The following is a 23382-nucleotide window of genomic DNA, read 5'->3' on the forward strand; positions in this document are numbered from 1 at the left end:
CGATCCGGCCCACCCAGATCATCCTGCACAGCATTGCGGCTCCCTGGACCGCGCGCCGGATCCACGAGTACTGGCGCGCCGGCGGGGACGGTGCGGTGCAGCGCTATCGCAAGGCGTGCCGCTCCAGGTATCAGGTCACCATCGGGGCAGCCGTGATCGTGGTCGACGGACAGAGCGCGTCCTTCCCCGTCGGGGCGCCCACAGATCTCGCCCTGCGGGTTCCGGTCATGCGGCTTGGCATGCCTCCGGTCCGGCAGCGCGGTCAGCTCCCGGCCCGCGTCCCGTTGCCAGTTGCGGCTCGCGCACAGGCCCCTGCTCATGTACCTCCGGGTGCACCGGGGAAACTCTCAGCGCCGGGCCGAAACGGTAGGGCCGCCGGCGTGCACGCGGTGCGCCGCCGCGGGACCTGTCCCTCCGTGGGTCTGCCACCGCCGGTAGCGCATCGCGCACCACCGCCGAGCCACCACCCGCACAGGACGACCACAGCCCTCGACGCCACAAGTGAGTTCATCCATACCGATGTCCCCCGAGAGGACGTTGCCGAGACGGAGGAGGCACCCTGATGGCCTGGTGCCCGTTCGCGCAAAGACTGGAGCTGCAACCCGAGAGCGATCAGCAACCCGCTATCAGGCCGACGCAGTTCATCCTGCACAGCCTTGCCGCGCCATGGACTGCGCAGAGGATCTACGAGTACTGGCAGACCAGCTCCCTCGAGAGCCACTTCGGCCTCGGGTACGACGGCGACCTCGGGCAGTACATCGGCACCGAGACCCGCGCCGACGCCAACTACCAGGCCAACCTCCGCCCGGACGGCACCGGGGCGGTGTCCGTCGAGACGGCGTCCAACCTTCAGCACACCGACCCCTGGACCGACCGTCAGGTCGAGCAGCTGATCCGCCTCGGGGTGTGGCTGCACCAGCGGCACGGCATACCGCTGCGGATGTGCCGCACCGCGTCCGACCCCGGTTACGGCTACCACCGGCTGCACGCGGCGTGGTCCGGCGGCGGGACGGCCTGCCCCGGCGACGCCCGGGTGCGTCAGTTCAAGAACGTCGTCTTCCCGGGGATCGTCGCCCGGGCGAGCGGCCAGTCACAGGAGGACCCCATGCCGACCGTCATCAACGAGACCCAGGAGGGCGGGCCCGTCCTCGAAGCGGGCAAGTACAAGCAACTGGCCATGGCGAACGACGCCGCGCTGCTCCAGGGCCCGTGCGCCTACTCGGCGACCGCGTACGCCACGGTCAAGGGCCAGGCCGGTACCCGCGTCACCATGCGTTTCCAGGACTACCACCTCACCACCAAGCACCGCTCCCACGACCTGCCCATCGACTGCGGCACGATCGGCGCGAACGGGGTGCTGAACGTCGCGGTGACCCGCAACGGCGTCCTGGACACCAACGAGGTGTTACGGGTGGAGATCCTGGCCGACCGCGCCGCCTCCGTCACCTGGCGGGTGCTGCGCGCCCTGCGCTGGTCCTCCTGAGCGGCGGCGGCACGGGAACGGCCCCCGTCCTCGCGGCTTCGGCTGCGGGGACGGGGGCCGTGTCGGCGTCACGCGCCGGACGGCAGCTCGCCGGGTGGACGGCCACTCGCCGGGCGGACGCAGTTCGCCGGGCGGGCGGTCACTCGTCGGGCGGGCGGCCGCCGGACCCGGTGTGGGTCAGACGAGCGGGCGGATCGCCGTGGGGGCGTGGCCCGGCTCGGTGGCGAGCTCCTCGAACTCGGAGATGTCGCTGATGTCCATGGTCTTGCTCATCGAGATGTTGGTGACCCGCTCCAGGATCGCCTCGACGACGACCGGGACGCGGTACTCGGCGGCCAGCTTCTTGGCCTCCTCGAAAGCCGGCAGCAGCTGGTCCGGCTCGGTGACCCGGATGGCCTTGCAGCCCAGGCCCTCGGCGACCTTGACGTGGTCCACGCCGTAGACGCCCAGCTCCGGCGAGTTCTGGTTCTCGAACTCCAGGTTGACGTGGAAGTTGATGTCCAGGTTGATCTGCGCCTGGCGGATCAGGCCCAAGTAGGCGTTGTTCACCAGGACGTGGACGTACGGGATGCGGTGCTGCGCGCCGACCGCCAGTTCCTCGATCATGAACTGGAAGTCGTAGTCGCCCGACAGCGCGACGACCTGGGCCTCCGGGTCGGCCGTGGCGACACCGAGGGCGGCCGGAATGGTCCAGCCGAGCGGACCGGCCTGGCCGCAGTTGATCCAGTGGCGCGGCTTGTAGACGTGCAGCATCTGCGCGCCGGCGATCTGGGAGAGGCCGATGGTGGTGACGTAGCGCGTCTCCGGACCGAAGGCCTTGTTCATCTCCTCGTACACGCGCTGCGGCTTCAGCGGCACGTTGTCGAAGTGCGTACGGCGCTGGAGGGTGGTCTTGCGCTCCTGGGTGGAGGCGACCCACTCCGAGCGGTCGGGCAGCTCGCCGGCCGCCTTCAGCTCCTTGGCGACCTCGACGAAGAGCTTCAGGGCGGCCTTGGCGTCCGACGCGATGCCGTAGTCCGGGGCGAAGATCTTGCCGATCTGGGTGGGCTCGATGTCGACGTGGACGAACTTCCGGCCCTTGGTGTAGACGTCGAGCTTGTAACCGGTGTGGCGGTTGGCCCAGCGGTTGCCGATGCCGAGGACGAAGTCCGACTCCAGGAAGTTCGCGTTGCCGTAGCGGTGCGAGGTCTGGACGCCGACCATGCCGGCGTTGAGGCCGTGGTCGTCGGGCAGGGCGCCCCAGCCCATGAGGGTCGGGATGACCGGGGTGTCGGTGATCTCGGCGAACTCGACCAGCAGGTCGGAGGCGTCGGCGCTGATGATGCCGCCGCCGGCGACGATGACCGGGCGCTCCGACTCCAGGAGGAAGGAGATCGCCTTCTCGATCTGCGCGCGGGTCGCGGCCGGCTTGTAGACCGGGAGCGGCTCGTACGTCTCGGGGTCGAACTCGATCTCGGTGAGCTGGACGTCGATCGGCAGGTCGATGAGGACCGGGCCGGGGCGGCCGGAGCGCATCAGGTGGAAGGCCTGCTGGAAGACGCCGGGGACCTGGGCGGCTTCCAGGACGGTCGTCGCGGCCTTGGTGACCGGCTTGGCGATCGACGCGATGTCGACGGCCTGGAAGTCCTCCTTGTGGATCACGGAGGTCGGGGCCTGACCGGTGATGCACAGGATCGGGATCGAGTCACCGATGGCCGAGTACAGGCCGGTGATCATGTCGGTGCCGGCGGGGCCGGACGTACCGATGCAGACGCCGATGTTGCCCGGGCTGGTGCGGGTGTAGCCCTCGGCCATGTGCGAGGCGCCCTCGACGTGGCGGGCGAGGGTGTGGTCGATCCCGCCGCCCTCCTTGAGGGCCTTGTAGAAGGGGTTGATCGCCGCGCCCGGCACACCGAACGCGTTGGTGACGCCTTCGCGCTTGAGGATCTCCACTGCCGCTCGGGCGGCGGTCATACGAGGCATTGGGTGCTCCTGCTTCGGCCAGCGGATTCGGCTCTGTCGCGCCACCTGAGAGCATCGATTCCGTAATGCGGAAGTTTAGTTCTGCTATACGGAAGCAATCTAGGGTGTGGGAGAGACGCCGTCAAGGGATGGCCGAACTCCCTCCCCAACACGTCGCCGTTGGTGGACGATGGGTCACGGACGAAGGGGGTCATACGTGGGAGAGAACGTCCCGGTACGCTGCCCGGCCTGCCGCCGGACCCACGGCTACGCGCCGCCCGTCTACCCGTGCCCCTGCGGCGCCCCCGTCGTCCCGCCGCTGCTCAGGGGCGCCCCCGCCGAGCCGATCACCCACCGCACCTGGACCGACGAGTGGGTCACCGTGCGGTGCGCGGAGTGCGGGCGCCAGGACCAGTGGCCGCAGCCGGAGCTGGGCTGTCCGTGCGGCACGGTGCTGCGCGTCCCGGTACGGCCGGTGACCGCCGTACCGCAGCAGCCCTCCCCCGCGGCCGGAAACGATCCCCAGGGGCCGCCGCCCGGAGGCACGGCCTCCACCACCGGGTTGTCGACGGTCCCCGCGCACATACCGCTGCCCCGCACCGCCGCCGTACCCCGCCCCTCCTTCCGGCCGGTGACCATCCGCACCGCGCGGGACGCGGTCACCACCGCCGCGCTGTACCTCCGGTGGCTCGGCTTCCGTGACGTCGTCCAGCCCGAGAACCACTCGGGCGCCGATTCCGGGTCGGGGGTCGACCTGCGCGGCCCCGGCCTGGTCGCCCAGGTCGACCCGACCACCCGGCCCACGTCCCTGCGCGCCGTCGAGTGCCTGTGGCTGACCGGCCTGGCCGCGTCGGCGACGAGCGTGTCGTTCTCCCTGGCGGGGTACGAAGACCGGGCCCGCGCCCGCGCCGACCGGCTGCGGCTGCCGCTGTTCGTCATGGACCTCACCGGCACCCCGCAGCCGGTCAACGGCGCCGCCGACGAACTCGTCGCCCGAGGCGCCTGACCCCCCGGTCCCGGCCGTCCCGGGTCCCGCACGCGGGGGCGGCCGCGCCCCGGACGGCGTGGCGCGCCGGGCGGCCCGGCCGGTGGCCCGGCAGGCGCGCCGGGAGGCCTCGTACGGCCGCGCACCGGCCCGCCCCGGGGGTCACGCCCACCCGGCGGCAAAGGCCCCGGGCGGCGCTGCGCTAGCCGCCGTAGGCGCGGCGGAGCTCCACCTTCCGTACCTTGCCGCTGACCGTCATCGGGAAGGCGTCGAGGACCTCCAGCCGGCGCGGGACCTTGTAGTGCGCCAGCCGTTCGCGGCAGAAGGCCGTGATGTCGTCGAGGGTCGGCGGGTCGGCCGGGTCGCGGGGGATCACGCAGGCGAGGATCTCCTCCCCGTACCGCTCGTCCGGGATTCCGACGACCTGCACGTCGGCGATCTTGGGGTGGGCGTGGAGGAACTCCTCGATCTCGCGCGGGTAGACGTTCTCACCGCCCCTGATGATCATGTCCTTGATCCGGCCGACGATCCGGACGTACCCGTCCTCCCGCATCACCGCGAGGTCACCCGTGTGCATCCAGCGGCCCGCGTCGATCGCCTCGGCGGTCCTCTCCGGCTCGTCCCAGTAGCCGAGCATCACGCTGTAGCCGCGCGTGCGCAGCTCGCCCGCCTCGCCGCGCGGCAGGGTCGCACCGGTGGCCGGGTCGACGACCTTCACCTCGACGTGCGACATGACCCGCCCGACCGTGCCGGTGCGTCGTTCCAGGTCGTCGTCGCGCCGGGTCTGGGTGGAGACCGGGGAGGTCTCCGTCATGCCGTAGCAGATGGACACCTCCGCCATGTGCATCTCGGCCACGACCCGCTTCATCACCTCCACCGGGCAGGGCGAGCCCGCCATGATGCCGGTGCGCAGCGAGGACAGGTCGTAGGAGGGGAAGTCCGGCAGGTTCAGCTCGGCGATGAACATCGTGGGCACGCCGTACAGCGCGGTGCACCGCTCGCGTTCGACGGCGCGCAGGGTGGCGGCGGGCTCGAAGGAGGGGGCCGGGATCACCACGCACGCCCCGTGGGAGGTGGCGGCCAGGTTCCCCATGACCATGCCGAAACAGTGGTAGAAGGGCACCGGCAGGCAGATCCGGTCCCGCTCGGTGCAGCCGATCATCTCCCCCACGAAGAACCCGTTGTTGAGGATGTTGTGGTGGGTGAGGGTGGCGCCCTTGGGGAAACCGGTGGTGCCGGAGGTGTACTGGATGTTGATGGGGTCGTCGCACGACAGCTCCGCCTCCCGCGCGGCGAGTTCGCCGTCCGGGACCGTGCCGGCCAGCAGCCCGTCCCACGACGGGTCGCCGATGTAGTGCACCGCCCGCAGCCGTGGGCAGTCGCCGCGCACCCGGCCCACCAGGTCCCGGTAGTCGCTCGTCTTGTGGGCGAGGGACGCGATCAGCAGGGACACCCCCGCCTGGTTCAGCACGTACGCCAGCTCGTGCGCCCGGTACGCCGGGTTGATGTTCACCATGATCGCGCCGATCCGGGCGGTGGCGTACTGCGTGAGCACCCACTCCGGGCAGTTCACCGCCCAGATCCCGACCCGGTCGCCCCTGCCGACACCGGCCGCCATGAGCGCCCGGGCCAGCCGGTCGACGGCCGCGCCGAACTCGGCGTACGTCCAGCGCCGCCCCGAGGGGACGTCCACCAGCGCCTCCCGGCCGGGGAACCGCTCCACCGCCCGCGCCAGGTTCGCCCCGATCGTGTCACCGAGCAGAGGCGTGTCACTCGTGCCGTGCGCGTAGGACGGTCCGGCGCTCACGCGAGGTCCCCCTCGGCGTACTCGGCCGCCGAGCCCGCCGCCGTACGCTCGCGCAGCTCGATCCGGCGGATCTTCCCCGACACGGTCTTGGGCAGCTCGGCGAACTCGATGCGGCGGATGCGCTTGTACGGCGCGAGAACCGCGCGGGAGTGCGCGAACAGCGCCTTCGCCGTCTCCGGGCCCGGCTCCCAGCCGTCGGCGAGGACGACGTACGCCTTCGGCACCGCGAGCCGCACCGGGTCGGGCGCCGGGACCACCGCCGCCTCGGCCACCGCCTCGTGCTCCAGCAGCGCGCTCTCCAGCTCGAACGGCGAGATCTTGTAGTCGGACGCCTTGAACACGTCGTCGCCGCGGCCCACGTACGTCACGTACCCGTCGGCGTCGCGCGAGCCGATGTCGCCCGTGCGGTAGTAGCCGCCGGCCATCGCCTCGGCCGTACGCTCCGGGTCACCGTGGTAGCCGGCCATCACGCCCACCGGGGCGGCCGACAGGTCGACGGCGATCTCGCCCTCCTCCGCGCCCGGCTTCCCCGTCACCGGGTCCAGCAGTTCGATGCGGAACCCGGGGCTCGGCCGCCCCATGGAACCGGCCTTCAGCAACTGTCCCGGGCTGTTGGAGACCTGGACGGCCGTCTCCGTCTGCCCGAAGCCGTCCCGGATGGTCACGCCCCACTCGCGGCGGACCGTCTCGATGACCTCGGGGTTCAGCGGCTCGCCGGCGGCGACGACCTCACGGGGCGGGGTGCGCAGCGCGGACAGGTCGGCCTGGATCAGCATGCGCCACACGGTGGGCGGCGCGCAGAAGCTCGTGACGCCGTGCCGGTCCATCTCGGCCATCAGGCGGGCGGCGTCGAAGCGCGTGTAGTTGTGGATGAAGACGGTCGCCTCGGCGTTCCAGGGCGCGAACAGGTTGGACCAGGCGTGCTTCGCCCAGCCGGGCGACGAGATGTTGAGGTGCACGTCACCGGGCTTCAACCCGATCCAGTACATCGTCGACAAGTGGCCGATGGGGTACGAGGTGTGGGTGTGCTCGACGAGCTTGGGGCGGGCCGTCGTGCCGGAGGTGAAGTACAGCATGAGGGGGTCGTCGGCGGCGGTGTCGCCGTCGGGGACGAAGGGCGCGGGGGTCTCGTCCGCGTCCTCGTAGGCGATCCACCGCGGGACGCGCGCCCCGACGGCGATCGGCGTGTAGTCACCGGGTACGGCGTCGAACTTGCCGGTGTCCTCGGCCCGTACGATCACATGCCGCGCCCTGCCGCGCTCGACGCGGTCGGCGAGGTCGGCGCGGCCCAGCAGCGGCGTGGCGGGGATGACGACCGCCCGCAGCTTCATCGCCGCGAGCGCGGTCTCCCACAGCTCGGCCTGGTTGCCGAGCATCACCAGGATCCGGTCCCCGGCCCGGACGCCCAGCCGGCGCAGTCGGCCGGCGACCCGGTCGGAGCGGCCGCGCATCTCGGCGAAGCTGACGCGTGTCTCGGTGCCGTCCTCCTCGACGATGTGCAGCGCGGTGCGGTCGTTGCCCTCGGCGATGACGTCGAACCAGTCCAGCGCCCAGTTGAACCGGGCGGGCCGGGGCCAGGTGAAGCCGGCGTACGCCGCCTCGTAGTCCTGCCGGTGCCGCAGCAGGAAGTCCCGCGCCTCCCGGAACTCCCGTGTCGCGCCGCTCTCCGCCATGCGTCCTCCTCATTGCCTGACCCGTCGCCGACATCGTGTAATCGGTGACCCAGGTCTCACTACCCCCGAACGGGGGTGAAGGAGCGGTGCACGTGGCCGAGCACGCGGATGCTGTGGAGATACGCGCGGCGCTGCTGCGCCTGCGCCGCACGACCGGGCTGCCCATCGCGTTCGGCGGGCTGCTGGGCGACGGCCGCCGGATGCGGATCGCCGAGGTGAACGGCGCGCTGTCGACCGCCCTGAGCGGACTCGCGATCGGGGCGGGCAACGGGCTCGGCGGCAGGGCGATGGCGCTGGCCCGGCCGTGCGCGGTGACCGACTACGCGTCGGCGCGGCACATCAGCCACGAGTACGACGGACCGGTGGCGGCCGAGGGGCTGCGGTCGGTGCTCGCCGTACCGGTGGTCGTCCGGCGGCGGGTACGGGGGGTGCTGTACGGCGCGCTGCGCGAGCCGCTGCCGCTCGGGGAGCGGGTCCTCGACGCGGCGGTGGCGGCGGCGCGCGACGTGGAGCAGGCGCTGGCGGTGCGGGACGAGGCGCAGCGGCTCGCCGCCACCGGGACGGAACGCCCGCCGGGTGACCCGGCGCGCTGGGAGGTGGTCCGTGCGGCGCACGGCGAGCTGCGGGCGCTGGCGCCGCGGATCGTGGACCCGGAGCTGCGCGCGGAGCTGCTGGCGGTGTGCGAGCGGCTGGCCGGCTCGCGGGCGCCGTCGCCCGGCTCGGGGGCGACGGCACGCTCGCCTCTCGCGCGCCGTGGGCCCTGTGCGCCCGTCGCGCCGCTTACGCCCCTCGCGCCCCGGGAGGTGGACGTGCTGGCGGCGGTGGCGGCGGGCGCGACGAACGCGGGAGCGGCGGAGCGGCTGGGGCTGCGGCCCGAGACGGTCAAGGGCTACTTGCGGTCCGCGATGCGGAAGCTGGGCGCCCACACGCGGCTGGAGGCGGTGGTGGCGGCCCGGCGGGCGGGGGTGTTGCCGTGACCGGCGGGAGGCGGTGGCGGCCCGGGCTTCGCGGAACCCGGGGGCCCGGGCGCTGTCGTGGCGGGGGGTCACCCGCTCGAGGGGCCTCGGCCCGTTCGCGGCGTACCGAGGGCGACGGCCTCCTACCGGACCGTCCCGAACCGCACGTCGCCCGCCCTCTCCGGGTGCAGCACCGCCATCGTCCGTTCCGCCTCCTCCGCGAGGGCGGCGCGCTGCTCCCGCGTGAGCGTCCCGAACGGCTGGAGCGTCACCGTCACCCGGTCCTTCGCCGTCTCCTCCGGCCGCCAGACGCCGGCGAGGAACCCGTCGACGAGGAAGGTGCGGTACGCCTGGTTGCCCTTCCAGGTGCGGTCCTTGTACTCCTGCGGTACGACGCGCCGACGGTCGGCGTGCGAGAGCAGCAGGTTGTCGAACTCGGGCAGGAGGCGCGGCGGTGCGGGCGTGTCCGGGTCGGGGCGGGGCGCGTCGGGCAGGTCGAAGAGTTCGGCGCCGTACTCGTCCTGGAAGGCCGTCAGCCGGGGCCTCAGCCGTTCGAAGGCGGGGCGCAGCCGCGTCAGGCCCGACCAGGTCTGCATGTCCTTGACGGAGGCGGGGCCGAAGGCGGCGAGGTAGCGCAGGACGGCCTCGTCCGGGGCGACCGGCTGGGCAGACCCGCCGAGCCACGCGTCGGCGGTGGTCAGGGCCACCTGGCCGCTGCGCCCCCACAGGCCGCGCGGGGTGACCTGCACCAGCGGCAGCAGGCACCGGGCGGCGACGGTCAGCCCGAGCGGATCGGCGTCCGGCCACTCCTTCAGCAGCGCCTCGCGGATCTCCCTCGGCGTACGGGGCCGCTCCTCCACCAGGTCGCGGCTGATCGCCCCGAGCCTGTCGAGGTCCACGCCCACCAGTCCCTTGCGGAACACCCCGAGCTCCCGGTCGCACGCCGCCTGGACGAACGGGCGCAGCGCGAGGACGTCGTCGGCGGTGTGCGTGTGGAGGGTGGACCGCAGGGTGACGATGCGCGCGACCTCACGCGCCTCCATCGGCGCGGACAGCCGCTCGGGACGGAAGTCCGCGAGGCGGGCGGCGAGGGCGTAGTAGGGCGGTGCGGTGTTCTGGGCCTGGATTCCGAAGAGGTGGGCGACGGCCTGCTTCGCCGTCATGGGGGTACGACGCAGCAGGAGCTGCCGTGCCAGGGTGGCGCGGTTGAGGGCGCGGGCGCAGAGCACGGGCGTGTTCCGGGAGACCATGCTCCGCACGCTACGCACCCTTGAGGACAGGTACCGTCCTCAACATCGTCACGGCCCGGTCCTGCCTCCGCAAACCGGGACGTATATGGTTCGACCCGGGAGGTGAGACCCCGATGACCCTGCCTTCGAAGAAGCCGAACTGGCGGCGCCGCTCCACGGCACCCGAGCCCGCCCACGTACCCGCCGACCCGCCCGCCGCGTCGCCCGACCGGGGCAGCGTGGTGCAGGCATCCCTGTACCGGGACGGGCGCGAGGTCTCCTCCCCCAGCTCCCTGGCCGAGACGTTCCGCCAGCTGCGTGACGAGCCGGACGGCATGGCCTGGATAGGGCTGCACCGCCCCTCGGAGGCGGAACTGCTGTCACTGGCCGCCGAGTTCGACCTCCACGAGCTGGCCGTCGAGGACGCCATGGAGGCCCACCAGCGCCCCAAACTGGAGCGGTACGGCGACACGCTCTTCGTCGTCCTGCGCGCCGCCCGGTACCTCGACGCGCAGGAGGAGGTCGACTTCGGCGAACTCCACGTCTTCCTCGGCCCGGACTTCCTCATCACGGTCCGGCACGGCGCCGCCCCCGACCTCTCCGCCGTCCGCCGCCGCATGGAGGAGACCCCGGAACTTCTGGCGCTGGGCCCGGAAGCGGTGCTGTACGCGATCCTGGACGCGGTCGTCGACGGCTACGCCCCGGTGGTGGAGGGCGTCCAGAACGACATCGACGAGATCGAGACGGAGGTCTTCCGGGGCGACCCGGAGGTGTCCCGCCGCATCTACGAACTCTCCCGCGAGATGGTCGAGTTCCAGCGCGCCACCCGCCCCCTGGTCGGCATGCTCCACAACCTGATGGCCGGCTTCGCCAAGTACGGCACGGACGAGGAACTCCAGCGCCATCTGCGGGACGTCGCCGACCACGTCACCCACACCAGCGAACGCGTCGACGGCTTCCGCCAGGCTTTGACCGAGATCCTCACGGTCAACGCGACGCTGGTCACCCAGCAGCAGAACGCGGAGATGCGGGCGCTGGCGGAGGCGGGCTTCGAACAGAACGAGGAGATCAAGAAGATCTCGTCGTGGGCCGCCATCCTCTTCGCCCCGACGCTGGTCGGCACGATCTACGGCATGAACTTCGACCACATGCCGGAGCTGCACTGGGTGTACGGCTACCCCTTCGCGATCCTGCTGATGGCGGTGGTGTGCAGCAGCCTGTACGTGATCTTCAAGCGACGGGACTGGCTGTAGCCCGCCGAGTGGCGGGAGTGCCGGGTGGAGGGGTACGCGGTGGCACCGCCGGCTCCCTCTCGCGCGGGCCGGCCGCGCGGCCCCCGTCACCGGCTCGGCGTGGCCGTCGTAGCCGGCGTACGCGCGAGGTGGCGGGTGTGGGCACGGCCCGTCCTGGCGTACCACTGGGCGGCCAGGACCAGCGCGAGGGCGAGTTCGATCAGGTCGCCGCCGTAGTACATGAGCTGCGCCCCGGCGCGCAGGTCCGCCGTGGCGTAAGAGGTGCCGGGGGGCGGGGCCGCGTAGAGGGTCTTGGCCAGGACGGCGTGGGCGGTACCGGCGGCGAGCAGCGTGCCACCGCGCAGGGGGAGGCTCCAGCGGTGGCGGACCGGTTCGGTCTGGCATACGGAGAGCGTGAACAGCAGCCCGGCGAGCAGCACGTGCGCGTGCACGGCCAGGTGGGCCATGGCGTGCTCCCGGGTGGCGGCGAACAGGCCGGTGCGGTACAGCAGCCACAGGCCGCCGAGGTCCAGCAGCGCCGCCACGGGCGGGACGGCCGGCCACCCGGCGGGCCGTGACCGCAGCACCGCCGTCAGCCCCCGGCGTACGGAGCCGGCCGGGGTGGCGCGCAGGACCAGGCACAGGGGGCGGGCGAGGACGAGCAGCAGGGGCGCCGCCATGCCGACGACCAGGTGCTGAGCCATGTGGGTGGTGAACGGTCCGCCCACCGGGCCGCCCACCGCCGCCCATGCCAGCGCGGCGCCACCGCAGGCGAAGGACACGTCCCGGTACGCGGGCCAGGCATCGCCCCGGCGGCGCAGCCGGGCCGCGGCCATCAGGTACGCGCCGGCCACGAGCACGGCGACGGTGGCGGTCACCGGCCCGGCGAGGGCGGCGGGCGCGTCGGCCGGGCCGGGGTGGACGTGGGCCGGTGTCACGCGGCCGGACCCGGGGTGTGCCGGGGTGCCCGGACGGCCAGGACGAGGCCGACGAGGAGCAGCAGCAGGCCCGACGCGTTCCACGCCCAGTCGTAGGGCGTGACGTCGACGCCGTAGCGGATCTGGTGCAGGCGCAGCAGCTTGTGGTCCACGATCCCGTCGAACAGCTGGAAGGCCCCGAGGCCCAGGAAGAAGCCGGCCCGGGCATGGGCGGGAGCCAGGGCGTCCCTCCGGCGGAGGTCCGCGTACAGGAAGAACCCGGCGACCAGGGCCAGCAGCTCCGCGGTGTGCAGCAGCCCGTCGGACAGCAGGCCGACGGCGGTCGTCGAGCGGTCGTAGAAGTGGTGCCAACCGAGGATCTGGTGGAAGACGATCTCGTCGGCGGCCGCCATGACGGCCGCCCCGATGACCGCGCTCATTAGCAGTGACCTGCGCGGTCGGGAGAGCTTTTCGAGAGGGTCCGGGCCAGGTGCCGACCGGCTCATCCGATCCTGCCTTTCCGAGGGGGGAACACGCCCGGGAAGCGGGTACCCGGCAGGTCATGATCGAGGCTGGGGCGTGGCGCGGCCCGCCGACGCGCGTGGCGGGTACGCCCGCGCCCGGCGGATCCGCCGGATGGCGCGATTGGCGGTCCAGGCGGGAGGAGCGGCTTTCTCGGCCGGAATCGCCCGAGCTCGACGGTTTCCGGAATTCACGTAAATGCCCGACCTGAATGCGGGTACGCGGAAGCGGCAGACGAGCACTCCCTTCCATCTCTGGAGGATTCATGAGCGGCTTCGAGGAGCCAGGGCGCCGCGATCAGAGCACGCCCGGCGCGGTGGCGCGCACAGCGCAGGAAAAGGCGGCCGAAAGCGCGGGGATGGTCGGCGACAAGGCCGCCGAGGTTGCCGGCACCGCCAAGGAGCAGGTGGCAGGTGTGACTCATGAGGCCACGGCACAGGCACGTGACCTCGTGGGAGAGCTGCGGGGTCAGCTGCGCGACCAGGCGCAGAGCCAGACGCAGCGACTGGCGGACAACGTCCGCCGGCTCTCCGACGAGCTGCGGGAGATGAGCGAGAACGGCAAGCCGGACTCGAGCGTCGGCGGCGTGGTGCGGCAGATATCCGACGGCGGCCGCCAGGTGGCCGACCGGCTGGAACAGCGGGGTCCTGACGGTCTCGTCGGCGACCTCCAGGACTTCGCCCGGCGCCGGCCCGGCGTGTTCCTCGCGGGCGCGGCACTCGCCGGGTTCGTCATCGCGCGCGCCGGCAAGGGCGTCAGCGCGGCGGGTACGTCCGAAGCCTCGTCCCCGGCGGGGACCGGGCAGCAGGAGGGCGGGCCGCGCTACTCGACGCCGTCGGCCGGGCTCGGCGCCGGGGCGGGCACCGGTGTGGAGGCACCGACGGGGCTGCCCCCGGCACCACCGGTCGCACCTCCCACGTCACCGCCGCCCACGCCGCCCGTGGTGGCACCGCCGCCGCCCTCGTACCCGACCACTCCCCCGCCGGGAGAAGGGGGCTACCGGTGACGACACGCGTACCCGAGCGCGACGGGGTCCCCTACCCCACCCCGTCGCCCGCCGCCGCGCAGGACACCTCCATCGGCGACCTGATCAGCGACATCAGCACGGACCTCTCCCAGTTGGTCCGTGACGAGATCGAGCTCGCCAAGGCGGAGATCAAGGAAGAGACCACCAAGGCCGGCAAGGCCATGGGCATGCTGGGCGGAGCCGGGTACGCCGGACATCTGGTGCTGCTGCTCGGCAGCTTCACGGTGATCTTCGCGCTCGGCAACGTGATGGACATCGCCTGGGCGGCTCTCATCGTCACGGCCGTGTGGGCCGTCGTCGGCGCGGTGCTCTACACGACCGGCCGCAAGCGGCTGCGCACCGTCAACCTCAAGCCCGAACAGACCATGGAGACCTTGAAGGAGGACGCCCGATGGGCGCGACACCCGAAGAGCTGAGGAGCGACGTGGAATACCGCCGCGCTCATCTCGCCCGCAACGTCGATCTCCTCGCGGACAAGGTGACGCCCGGCAGGGTCGTACGGCGCAAGGCGGGCTCGGCCCGCGACCGGATCACCGGAATGAAGGAGCGCGTGATGGGCACGACGCGGGACGCCGCCGAGGGACTGGCGCAGTCCGCGCACGGGATCGCCGGCAGCGCCGGTGACACGGCGGGCAGCGCGGCACGGACGGTACAGGAGACCACCAGCCAGGCGGGCGAGGCCCTTCAGCAGGCGCCGGCCCGGGTGAAGCGGCAGACGCAGGGCAGCCCGCTGGCCGCCGGCCTCATCGCCTTCGGCGCCGGTATGCTCACCGCCGCGCTGCTGCCGACCACCAGCGCCGAGGAGCGGGCCGGGCAGCGGATCCGGGAGCACTCCGACGAACTGCTGGAGCCCGTGAAGCAGCAGGCGATGCAGGCCGCGCAGGAGGTCAAGGAGGAGCTGCGGGAACCGGCCGCGCAGGCGGTCGAGTCCGTGAAGTCCACGGCGCAGGACGCGGTGGACACCACCAAGGAACAGGCCCGGACGTCCGGCCAGGACACCGCCGAGGGGCTGCGCCGCACCGGTCAGGACACCGTCGCCGAGGTACGCGACCAGACGGGTCGCTGACCCGCGCGGCGGGTGCGCGCGCCGAACCGGACCGGGACCGACCGAACGAAGCGGACCGAACCGAACCAGCAGCGGCACCGGGACCGGCACGGGGTGACCGGCCCGGGGTGACCGGCACGGGGTGACCGGCCCGGGGCCGCCGGCCCGCCGAGGGCATGGTCCCGGCTCCCACGCGGGAGCCGGGGCCGGACCGTACCCACGGGCTCGGCGGACCCGGCGGCGGGCGGTTTGGCACCGGCGGGGCCGGTCCCGGTGGTCGGCAGGCACCGCGACCGGCCCCGCCGCCTTTTCCCGGCCGCCCACCACCCTTCGGGCCCCGGTCCATGGCGTGCGTCGCGTCGCGGCGCCGGTACCGTGCATCGCGTCGCGGCGTGCACGGCGTCGTGGCGTCGGTACCGTCCGTGGCGTCCGTGAGCGGGTGGCCGGATCACGCGCATGGCCCGGGCGCTCCGGCCGCTGAACACCTGTGCTGTCGTAGCCGACAGGTACGGTTCGACCATGGACGCATCCGGAATCGGCTCCGCCGACGAGAACTTCAAGTCCACCGCACGCCAACTGCTGGCGAAGGAGGGCGCCGCGGGGGTTTCCCTGGACGCGGTCGCCCGTGACAGCGGCGTGCCCGTCGCCGATGTCGAGGCCCTCTTCCCCCACCGGGACGCCCTGTTGACCGCCCTGGTCATCGACGCCTACAACGAGTCGGGCGCCGCGATGGAGCGGGCCGACCAGGCCGCCAGGGACACCGGCGCGTCGGCGGGAGCGCGGCTCCTCGCGGTCACGCGCGCCCTGCGGCGGTGGTCCTTCGACAACACCGCCGAGTTCACGCTGATCTACGGCTCCCCCGTTCCCGGGTACCACGCCCCGCAGGACACGGTCCCGCCCGCCTCGCGCACCCCCGCCGTGCTGGCCGGCATCGTGCGGTCCGCACTGGAGGCCGGTGAACTCGCCCCGCCGCGGCGGGCGGTGCCGGGCCCGCCGCTGCTGCTGCCGGAGGCGGTGGAGCTGTTCGGCGGCGTGCCGGAGGCGCCGTTCTCGGACATCATCGAGCGCGGCATCGTCCTGTGGAGCAACTTGATCGGGCTGCTGGTGTTCCAGGTCTTCAGCCGCACCCACGACAGCGTCCGGGACGAGTCCGCGTTCTTCGACTACGCCATCGCCGTGGCGGCCGAGAGCATCGGGCTCGAGGTCCCCGCCGGCGAGACGACCGACTGACCGTCCGCCGCGTGCGGGTCACCCGCAGGGAACCAGGCCGTTGAACACCACCAGAACCCTCTGCTTCGTCATCGCGGCGCTCTCCTCGTACGCCGCGCTGTTCTACCGGCTGTGCCAAGTGCGGCGCAGTTGGCGGGAGAACGCCTACCGCGCCCTCGTCGTCACGCTGCTGTTCCAGTGCCTCACCTTCACGATGGGGGCCGTCGCCATGGGCGGCGGGAGCTTCCTGGGTGTCGGGAACCTCGCCATCCTGGTGATGCATCTGGCGGCCGTCGCCTTCTGCGTCAGCGCGCAGATCATCCTGTTGCGCTGGGCGACGCCCGAGGAGGAGGCCGCGCGGAAGTCCCGCCAATGGCTGGTCACCGGCGTCGTCCTGGACGTGGTGCTGGCGGCGCTCTTCTTCGTCGCCGACGGTCCGAACCGGCCTGCGTCGGACTTCGACACCGGCAGCGGCCGGCCGTTGATCCTCACGTACCTCCTGCTGTTCATCGTCTCGCAGGCGGTTCCGTGCGTCACCATCTTCCGTCAGTGCGGGCCGTACGCGCGCATGACCGACAACGCCTCGCTGCGGCAGGCCCTGCGCCTGCTCTCGGTCGCCGCGGTCGTCCTCTTCCTGTACTGCGCGGCGCGGACGGTCAACATCCTCACCGCCGCGGCCGGGGTCGACATCGGTGTGTGGAAGGTCGCCGCGTCCGTCTTCAGCGCCCTGGGCATCGTCATGCTCTCCCTCAGCCTCACCATGTCCTCCTGGTGGGCGTCGGTCATCGGCATGGTCGACTGGGCGCGCAGGTACCGTGCGTACCGGGCCCTCTATCCGCTGTGGCGGGACCTGTACGAGTCCTCGCCCGACATCGTCCTGGAGCCGCCCGGCGCCTCGGTGTCGGACCTCGACTACCGCCTGCACCGCCGGGTGGTGGAGATACGCGACGGCTGGCGCGACCTGCGCCCGTACATCGACCGCACGGCCGCCAACCCCGCCGGGGCGGATCCGGGGGGCGGCGAGGAGTGCCGTCAGGCGTACACCGAGGCGGCGCAGATCCGGCAGGCGCTGCACGCCAAGCGGGTCGGCACCATTCCCGCGGACAACGCCGACGCGGGCGACTTCGAGGACCGCGACACGGACAACTTCACCGCGGAGGTCGACTGGCTGACCAAGGTCGCCTCCGCCTACCGCAGGCTGGCCAGGAGCGGGAGTTGACGGTCCTCGGCCCCCAGGGCCCGGGGCCACGGCGCCCGGCCGGCGTCCTCGTGCGTGACTCGTACACGTCCCCACGGCGGTGACGCACCCCGCCCGGTCCCGACGTCCCCCGTCGGACCGGGCGGGCCTCCCCCGTCCCCGTGGGCGCCCCCGTCGTTCCACTCCACCCGCGGGTCTCCCCCTCGCACATGGCCGGCGGGACCGGACGGGCGGGTGCCCGCCCGGTCCTGGCCCGACCCATCCCCCGAGGGCCGGACCAGCCGAGATCACCGGCATCCGACTCGGCCACCCCCGTGAACCAAGTTAGCTGCCAGCTATCGGCGAGCTCCAACGTTGTCTGAGACGCGCTCAATTGTCAACTGGCGGCTAATCTGCGAAACTGACGATTAGCCAAGGGCTAATGCCGAGGAGGTGACGGGAGGGAGATCGCGAATGTCCGGGACTGATGACCGGCCCGTGCTGGCAGTGCGTCTGGACAACCTCTTCAAGACGGTTCGTCCCAAGGGCAGGCACTGGACCAACGCCGAGGTGGCCGAGGAGCTGAAGCAGGCCAACCCCGACCTCAGAGTCGGCGGTGTGTACCTGTCGCAGTTGCGGACCGGCAAGCGCTGCAACCCCTCACCCGACCTGCTGGCCGCCCTGGCGCGCTTCTTCGGGGTGTCGGTCGCCTACTTCTTCGACGACGACGTCGCCGAGTCCGTCCTGAGCCAGGTCGCCGCGATCGAGGCGCTGCGCCAGGCCGGGGTCCGCTCGGTGGCGATGCGGGCCGCCGGGATGAAGAAGGAGAACCTCCAGGCCATCACGGCCATCATGGACCAGTACCGGCAGATGCAGGGCCTCCCGCCCGTCACCGACCCCGCGGACCACGAGTGAGGGGCGGCAGGAAGGGGCGGTCGGCCGACCAGGACCGCCGCAACCGCCTCAAGAGGCTCCGGAAGGCCGGCGCGCAGCGGATCGCCGACCTGGACCTGCCGCGCGTCGCCGACGTGGCCGAGCTGTGCCGTCACCTGAGCGAGGTCCGGGGCCGCCCGATCACGCTGGTCCCGATGCAGATGCCCGCGTCGCACCCGTGCGGCATGTGGGTGGCCGCACGCGACGAGGACCTGATCTTCTACGACGCCAACACGACCAGCGCGCATCAGGAGCACATCATCTTGCACGAGCTGGGTCACATCATCTGCTGCCATCGCGGGGCCGGCTGGCTGGACGAGGCGAGTGCCCGCCTCCTCTTCCCCGACCTCGACCCCGACCTCGTACGCGACATGCTCCTGCGCGCGACCTACGACGACGTCCAGGAGCAGGAGGCGGAGATCATCGCCTACCTGCTCTCCCAGCGGGTCGGCAGCACCGAGGGACGGCACGCCCCGGCCCCGCCGGAGGCGGGCAAGAGCGCCACGCTCAGCCGGATAGAACGCACCCTCATCTGACGTGGCCCGCTCCTTGCGCGGTGGACGCCACCTCCTCGGCCAGCACGGAGACGGTCCGTCGGATGTCGTCCTCGCGGTGGTCGCTGGTGACGAAGAACCGCAGCCGCGAGAGCCCCTCCTCCACCGCCGGATGCAGGATCGGGTCGGCGATGACCCCGCGGTCGAACAGCCGGTCCGCGACGCGCAGCGTCCTGGCCGAGTCGCCGAGGAGGCACGGCACGATGGGAGTGCCGGCGCTGGAGCCCGTCGTCAGCCCGGCCGAGGCCGCCAGTCCGAGGAACAGCTCCGCGTTGCGCCGCAGCGTCCGCACCCGGTGCGGCTCGGCGAGGATCAGGTCCGTGGCGGCCAGCGCTGCGGCCGCGTTCGCCGGGGTCAGGCCCACGCTGTAGACGAAGCCGGGCAGCGTGTGGCGCAGCCAGCGCACCATCCGGGCCGAGCCGCCCAGGTATCCGCCGCAGCTGGCGAAGGCCTTGGAGAGGGTGCCCATCCACAGGTCGACGTCGGAGCGCTCGACGCCGTAGAACTCCCCCACGCCCCGGCCGGTCTCCCCCACGGTGCCGATGCTGTGGGCCTCGTCGACCATCAGCAGGGCACTGTGGCGCTTCTTCAGCGCGATCACGGCCGGCAGGTCGACCAGGTCACCGTCCATGCTGTACGCGCCCTCGACGGCGATCAGCACCCGCCGGAACCGGGACCGGTTGAGCCGAAGCAGGTGCTCCAGCCGGTCGGTGTCGTTGTGCGGGAACGGGCGCCGCGCCGCGCCGGACAGCGCGCAGCCCTGGAGGATGCTGTCGTGCGCGAGCGCGTCGTGCAGCACCAGGTCGTCCGGGCCGACGAGGTGCCCGATCGCGGTGACGTTGGTGGCGTGGCCGCTCACCAGCGCCAGGCAGTCGCCGACGCCGAGGAAGTCGGCGAGCGCCCGCTCCAGGCGTACCGTCAGGTCCCGTTCGCCGGACAGGGGCCGACTCGCGGAGACGGAGGTGCCGTACCGCTCCACCGCCCGGTGGGCGGCCTCGTTGACCGCCGGGTGGCCGGAGAGCCCCAGGTAGTTGTAGCTGCCGAAGGAGAGGTACGAGCGGTCGCCGACCACCGTCGTGTCGCGGATGGTGCCCTGGTGGACGCGGAAGTACGGGTAGGCCGCGCCGCCGGACGTGACGGCCTCCAGACGCTCCTCGAACTGCCGCACCTCGGGGAAGTCCTCGATGCGTCCGGTCCCGGCCTCCCCTGCCGGTGGGGCGGACAGGGCCGGTGGGGCCGGTGGCGGGAGCGGTGCGGCGGGGGCGGGCGGTTCGTCGCGGTGCGGATCGACCAGGGCGATCAGCCGCCCGATGGTGAGCCCGGGCGCGTACATCTCCTCGGTGCGGAAGCCCGGTACGCGCCTGCCGATACCGGCCTCCAGCTCGTGGAGCATCAGGGAGTCGAAGCCGAGGTCCTCGACGAGCGCCATCCGTTCGTCCAGGTCGGCGAGGGGGAAGACACCGATCCGCGACACCTCGCCGAGCACGACGGAAGCGCCGGACGGGCGGGGTGCGCGCTGCGCCGGTACGTGCGCGGGCGGGCGTTCGCGCGCGGGCTGCGGCACGTGCGCCGGCGGGGCCGGTACGGGGGCGTCCTCCGCCGCCTCGCGGGCCGACTCGTCCACCACCCAGTGGTGCCGGGGGGCGAGCGGGCTGGGCGGCAGGGTGCACGGGGGTACGCGTTCGGTCACGGGGCGGAGCCCCGCACCGCTGACCGCGCGCTCCGCGAGGCGGGTCAGCGCGGCCGTACGAGCCTCCGCGGTCAGTGCCCCGGGCTCCGGTACGGCGGCCTCCGGCGGCTCGCCGGGCGGCACCGTGCCGGCCATCCGTCCCGGGCCGAGCTCCCCGGTGCGGCCGGCCGCCACCTCCTCGGCCGCCGCCGTCAGCTTGGTCACGGCGTCGGAGGTGTCCTCCACCACCAGCGCGAGGCGTTCGGCGAGGGCGGCGCGGCGGGCGAGGGTGTCCGCCACCCGGGCGGCCGGCGGCCGGTCCGCGGCGATGGCCTCCGCCAGTTCCCGGGCGTGCCGGGCCAGTCCGGCGCGGTCGCGGGCGCTGAGGAGCAGGAGGTGCGGCCCGCCGTCCGCTACCGGGGAACGGGCCGGTGCCCGGGCGGGCTCCTCGACGACCAGGTGGACACCGGTGCCGCCGAAGCCGAAGGCGCTCACACCGGCGCGGCGCGGCAGGCCGGAGTCCGGCCAGGGCGTCGGCCCGGTGGGCACGGTCAGCCGCGCGGCGTCGAGCGCGGAGCGGTCGGCCAGGTCGAAGTCCGGTTGCGGCGGCACCACTCCCCGGTGCACGGCCAGAACGGTCTTGATGAGCCCGGCCACGCCCGCGGCGTTCAGCGAGTGCCCGACCACCGCCTTCACCGCCCCGAGGAGGGCCGGCGCCGCGTCCGCCTCCTCGCGCAGGTCGCGCAGGACTTCGGTCTCGACGGGGTCGCCGACCGTGGTCCCGGTGCCGTGCGCCTCCAGGTAGCCCACCGTGCCGGGGCTCAGGCCCGCGTCGCGGTAGGCGCGGCGCAGGGCGCGCAGCTGACCGGCGGCCTGGGGGTGCATCCCGCCGTGCACGGTCCCGTCGTTGGCCGTGCCGACGCCGCGGATCACCGCGTACACCCGGTCGCCGGCGGCCAGCGCGTCGGACAGGGGTCGCAGGACCAGCACTCCGGCGCCCTCCCCGAGGACGAACCCGTCGGCCTCCGCGCCGAACGGCAGGCATCTGCCGCTGCGCGAGATGGCGCCGATCCGGCACAGTCCCACCAGCAGGTCCGGGGTGAGCTGGAGCTGGGCGCCGCCCGCGAGGGCGATGCGGCACCGGCCCGCCCGCAGGGCGAACACGGCGTTGGCCACGGCCATCAGCCCGCCGGAGCACGCCGAGTCGAGGGCGTAGCTCTCGCCGTGCAGGTCGAAGACCGAACTGATGGTGTTGGGGCCCATGTTGAGCAGGAGCCCGGCCGCCGACGAGCCGTGCAGTCCGTCCACGGCGCGCGCCGTTTCACGCCACCGCGGGTCGGCCACCCGTGCCCCGAACTCGCCGCCGGCCAGCTGGCGCATGCGGATCTGCAGGGTGCTGATCTCGCGGTAGCCGCTCTCGGTGAGCGACGTGATCACCGAGGTCTCCTCGCGGTCGAAGCCCTCGGCCTCCCAGCCCGCGTCCTGGATCGCCTCGCGGGCGAGGTCGATGAGCAGCCGGCCCTGCGGGTCCATCGCGGCGGCCCGCCGCGGCGGGATGTTGTAGTGCGCCGCGTCGAAATGGCCCACGTCCGGCAGCAGCGCCATGGTGTTCGTGTAGACGGAGGACGGGTCGCGGAAGTTGTCGCTGAGGAAGGCGGCGCTGCGCCAGCGCGAGTCCGGGACGGCGGAGAACTGGGCGCGCGGGGACATCAGCAGGCGCCAGTACTGGTTCAGGTCGCGCGCCCCGGGGAACCGGCAGGCCATTCCCACGATCGCGATGTCGTCACGCCGTGCCGCGCCGGTGTCCTCGAGGATGTCGCCGGTCACCGTCATCGCCGTGACCCGGTGGCCGCCAGTCGTTCCCGCCACCAGTCGACCGTCGCGCCGATCTGTTCGTCGACGGGGGTGGCGCGGACCGCGAACGCGGATGTGTAGGCGCTCGAGTCGACGACGAAGGGGCGGTCGAACTGGTAGCGCACCTCCTTGAGTTCGCGTACCAGCGGGGACAGGAGGGACGCGATGCCCAGCACGGCCGGTGGCATCGCGCGGACCGCGACCGGCGCGGTCCCGGCGCGGGCCGCGAGGCGGTCGACCATGGCCCGGGTGGAGAGGGCGGGCGCCGTGGGCGCGTGCCAGGCGCGTCCCCAGGCCCGTTCCTCGGCGGCGACCTCAACCAGTGCCCTGGCGACGTCGGGGAGGTAGGTCCAGCTGTGCGGGGCGTCCGGGTTCCCGAGGGTGGTGACCGGCTTGCCGCGCAGCAGCCGGGGCATGACCCGGGCGGCCAGGTGTCCGCCGTCGGTCACGCCGGGTCCGAAGAAGTCCGAGGCCCTTACCTCGACCGCCTTGATACGGCCCTGTTCGTGCCGTGCCCGCGCCTGCTCCCACAGGCCGGCGCGCACCCGCCCCTTGGGGCCGGTCGCCGCGAGCGGCAGGTCCTCGGTCAGCGGGCGGTCCACCGGGCCGTAGCCGTAGAGGTTGCCCAGCATGACGAGAACGGCCCCGGTCGCCTCGGCCGCCTCGAAGACGGCCGAGGCCAGCGGTGGCCATTCGCTCACCCAGCGGTGGTAGGGCGGCGCGGCGCAGCTGTATATCGCGGACGCGCCCTCGGCGGCGTCGATCAGTGGTCCGCTGTTCCTCGCGTCCAGCGCGAGGTGCTCGATGCCCGGCTCCGGGCCGCGGCCCGAGCGGGTGATGACGCGTACGGAGTGGCCCTGTGCTGCCAGCAGCCGCGCGGTGGCCGCGCCGGCGGGCCCGAAACCTATGACGACATGAAGGTTCACCCCCGCACACTAACCCGGCCACGCACCCCGGACGTCGGGGACGCCCCCTCCCGGCGTTGCGGTCGCACCGACGGGCGCCTTCGACTAACGGCCGTTCGCCGTAAGGGACTTACCGCCGCCCGGTGGAAGCGCGGCGGCCGTACCGCCCTCAGCGAGCCGGGCCGCGTGGTGGGCTTCGCCGGCCGCGTCGACGGGCTGTACCCGGGGCCGTGCAAGGGGCGCGGGGAACCCGTTGTTCCGTCG

19 protein-coding genes are annotated in these 23382 nt (G+C 73.0%); 11 read left to right on the forward strand and 8 right to left on the reverse strand.

The genetic code is table 11. The features are described 5' to 3' along the window. The first annotated feature begins 562 nt into the window (after positions 1–562). Positions 563–1483, forward strand: a complete 921-nt coding sequence (locus AC07DW_RS15020) for a peptidoglycan recognition protein family protein (protein WP_478858078.1) — start codon at positions 563–565, stop codon at positions 1481–1483. Between the two features lie 177 nt (positions 1484–1660). Here AC07DW_RS15020 and gcl read toward each other — a convergent pair whose 3' ends face one another. Beyond that, positions 1661–3445 (reverse strand): glyoxylate carboligase, encoded by a 1785-nt coding sequence (gene gcl, locus AC07DW_RS15025; protein ID WP_478858079.1) that lies wholly within the window; start codon positions 3443–3445, stop codon positions 1661–1663. Positions 3446–3641: 196 nt separating this feature from the next. On the opposite strand from gcl, the gene AC07DW_RS15030 reads away from it, so the two are divergent. Then, complete coding sequence (locus AC07DW_RS15030) at positions 3642–4430, forward strand: hypothetical protein (protein WP_478858080.1); 789 nt, start codon at positions 3642–3644, stop codon at positions 4428–4430. Positions 4431–4611: 181 nt separating this feature from the next. Here AC07DW_RS15030 and AC07DW_RS15035 read toward each other — a convergent pair whose 3' ends face one another. Continuing rightward, on the reverse strand, positions 4612–6216 hold the full coding sequence (locus tag AC07DW_RS15035; protein ID WP_478858081.1) for an AMP-binding protein: 1605 nt from the start codon (positions 6214–6216) through the stop codon (positions 4612–4614). Then, positions 6213–7889: an AMP-binding protein gene (locus AC07DW_RS15040; RefSeq protein WP_478858082.1), complete on the reverse strand. Its 1677-nt coding sequence runs from the start codon at positions 7887–7889 to the stop codon at positions 6213–6215. Before AC07DW_RS15040 ends, AC07DW_RS15035 begins: the two co-directional genes overlap by 4 nt. Before the next feature lie 92 nt (positions 7890–7981). On the opposite strand from AC07DW_RS15040, the gene AC07DW_RS15045 reads away from it, so the two are divergent. After that, positions 7982–8866 (forward strand): helix-turn-helix transcriptional regulator, encoded by an 885-nt coding sequence (locus AC07DW_RS15045; RefSeq protein WP_478858083.1) that lies wholly within the window; start codon positions 7982–7984, stop codon positions 8864–8866. A 122-nt stretch (positions 8867–8988) separates the two neighbouring features. Here the strand turns inward: AC07DW_RS15045 and AC07DW_RS15050 are convergent, their stop codons facing one another. Beyond that, positions 8989–10095 (reverse strand): winged helix DNA-binding domain-containing protein, encoded by a 1107-nt coding sequence (locus tag AC07DW_RS15050; protein WP_478858084.1) that lies wholly within the window; start codon positions 10093–10095, stop codon positions 8989–8991. Positions 10096–10208: 113 nt separating this feature from the next. Between AC07DW_RS15050 and AC07DW_RS15055 the strand changes: the two genes are divergently transcribed. Then, on the forward strand, positions 10209–11327 hold the full coding sequence (locus AC07DW_RS15055; RefSeq protein WP_478858085.1) for a magnesium and cobalt transport protein CorA: 1119 nt from the start codon (positions 10209–10211) through the stop codon (positions 11325–11327). An 86-nt stretch (positions 11328–11413) separates the two neighbouring features. Here the strand turns inward: AC07DW_RS15055 and AC07DW_RS15060 are convergent, their stop codons facing one another. Further along, a complete protein-coding gene (locus AC07DW_RS15060; protein ID WP_478858086.1) occupies positions 11414–12244 on the reverse strand; it encodes a cytochrome c oxidase assembly protein in 831 nt (276 codons plus the stop codon). Beyond that, the gene (locus tag AC07DW_RS15065) at positions 12241–12729 is read right to left on the reverse strand and encodes a DUF2243 domain-containing protein (protein ID WP_478858087.1); all 489 of its coding nucleotides are present in this window, start codon (positions 12727–12729) and stop codon (positions 12241–12243) included. The genes AC07DW_RS15060 and AC07DW_RS15065 overlap by 4 nt, the downstream gene beginning before the upstream one ends. 281 nt (positions 12730–13010) lie before the next feature. Here AC07DW_RS15065 and AC07DW_RS15070 point away from each other — a divergent pair, with 281 nt between their 5' ends. The 7 genes from AC07DW_RS15070 to AC07DW_RS15100 all read left to right on the forward strand — a co-directional run bounded on the left by AC07DW_RS15070 (position 13011) and on the right by AC07DW_RS15100 (position 18672). Further along, positions 13011–13751: a hypothetical protein gene (locus AC07DW_RS15070; RefSeq protein ID WP_478858088.1), complete on the forward strand. Its 741-nt coding sequence runs from the start codon at positions 13011–13013 to the stop codon at positions 13749–13751. Beyond that, a complete protein-coding gene (locus tag AC07DW_RS15075) occupies positions 13748–14188 on the forward strand; it encodes a phage holin family protein (protein ID WP_478858089.1) in 441 nt (146 codons plus the stop codon). The genes AC07DW_RS15070 and AC07DW_RS15075 overlap by 4 nt, the downstream gene beginning before the upstream one ends. Next, on the forward strand, positions 14164–14838 hold the full coding sequence (locus tag AC07DW_RS15080) for a DUF3618 domain-containing protein (RefSeq protein WP_478858090.1): 675 nt from the start codon (positions 14164–14166) through the stop codon (positions 14836–14838). The genes AC07DW_RS15075 and AC07DW_RS15080 overlap by 25 nt, the downstream gene beginning before the upstream one ends. A 498-nt stretch (positions 14839–15336) precedes the next feature. Continuing rightward, the gene (locus tag AC07DW_RS15085) at positions 15337–16047 is read left to right on the forward strand and encodes a TetR/AcrR family transcriptional regulator (protein ID WP_478858091.1); all 711 of its coding nucleotides are present in this window, start codon (positions 15337–15339) and stop codon (positions 16045–16047) included. A gap of 40 nt (positions 16048–16087) precedes the next feature. After that, a complete protein-coding gene (locus AC07DW_RS15090; RefSeq protein WP_478858092.1) occupies positions 16088–17245 on the forward strand; it encodes an MAB_1171c family putative transporter in 1158 nt (385 codons plus the stop codon). A 432-nt stretch (positions 17246–17677) separates the two neighbouring features. Further along, positions 17678–18118 carry a helix-turn-helix domain-containing protein gene (locus tag AC07DW_RS15095; RefSeq protein WP_478858093.1) on the forward strand — a complete coding sequence of 147 codons (441 nt, stop codon included), beginning with the start codon at positions 17678–17680 and terminating at the stop codon, positions 18116–18118. Then, entirely contained in the window at positions 18115–18672 is a 558-nt protein-coding gene (locus AC07DW_RS15100; protein WP_478858094.1) for a toxin, read from the forward strand. The genes AC07DW_RS15095 and AC07DW_RS15100 overlap by 4 nt, the downstream gene beginning before the upstream one ends. Here AC07DW_RS15100 and AC07DW_RS15105 read toward each other — a convergent pair. Next, positions 18665–22123, reverse strand: coding sequence for an aminotransferase class I/II-fold pyridoxal phosphate-dependent enzyme (locus AC07DW_RS15105; RefSeq protein WP_478858200.1), 3459 nt, complete (start codon positions 22121–22123; stop codon positions 18665–18667). The two genes, AC07DW_RS15100 and AC07DW_RS15105, sit on opposite strands and share 8 nt — an antisense overlap. Before the next feature lie 65 nt (positions 22124–22188). Beyond that, the gene (locus AC07DW_RS15110; RefSeq protein ID WP_478858095.1) at positions 22189–23139 is read right to left on the reverse strand and encodes an NAD-dependent epimerase/dehydratase family protein; all 951 of its coding nucleotides are present in this window, start codon (positions 23137–23139) and stop codon (positions 22189–22191) included. Positions 23140–23382 lie beyond the last annotated feature (243 nt).

Source organism: Streptomyces sp. NPDC045701 (genome assembly GCF_056432045.1).

Bases quoted from the DNA above. Each gene is read 5' to 3' on its own strand.
- AC07DW_RS15020 (WP_478858078.1), top strand. From the start codon at position 563: ATGGCCTGGTGCCCGTTCGCGCAAAGACTGGAGCTGCAACCCGAGAGC.
- gcl (WP_478858079.1), bottom strand. From the start codon at position 3,445: ATGCCTCGTATGACCGCCGCCCGAGCGGCAGTGGAGATCCTCAAGCGC.
- AC07DW_RS15040 (WP_478858082.1), bottom strand. From the start codon at position 7,889: ATGGCGGAGAGCGGCGCGACACGGGAGTTCCGGGAGGCGCGGGACTTC.
- AC07DW_RS15050 (WP_478858084.1), bottom strand. From the start codon at position 10,095: ATGGTCTCCCGGAACACGCCCGTGCTCTGCGCCCGCGCCCTCAACCGC.
- AC07DW_RS15055 (WP_478858085.1), top strand. From the start codon at position 10,209: ATGACCCTGCCTTCGAAGAAGCCGAACTGGCGGCGCCGCTCCACGGCA.
- AC07DW_RS15065 (WP_478858087.1), bottom strand. From the start codon at position 12,729: ATGAGCCGGTCGGCACCTGGCCCGGACCCTCTCGAAAAGCTCTCCCGA.
- AC07DW_RS15070 (WP_478858088.1), top strand. From the start codon at position 13,011: ATGAGCGGCTTCGAGGAGCCAGGGCGCCGCGATCAGAGCACGCCCGGC.
- AC07DW_RS15080 (WP_478858090.1), top strand. From the start codon at position 14,164: ATGGGCGCGACACCCGAAGAGCTGAGGAGCGACGTGGAATACCGCCGC.
- AC07DW_RS15085 (WP_478858091.1), top strand. From the start codon at position 15,337: ATGGACGCATCCGGAATCGGCTCCGCCGACGAGAACTTCAAGTCCACC.
- AC07DW_RS15095 (WP_478858093.1), top strand. From the start codon at position 17,678: ATGTCCGGGACTGATGACCGGCCCGTGCTGGCAGTGCGTCTGGACAAC.
- AC07DW_RS15105 (WP_478858200.1), bottom strand. From the start codon at position 22,123: ATGGCCTGCCGGTTCCCCGGGGCGCGCGACCTGAACCAGTACTGGCGC.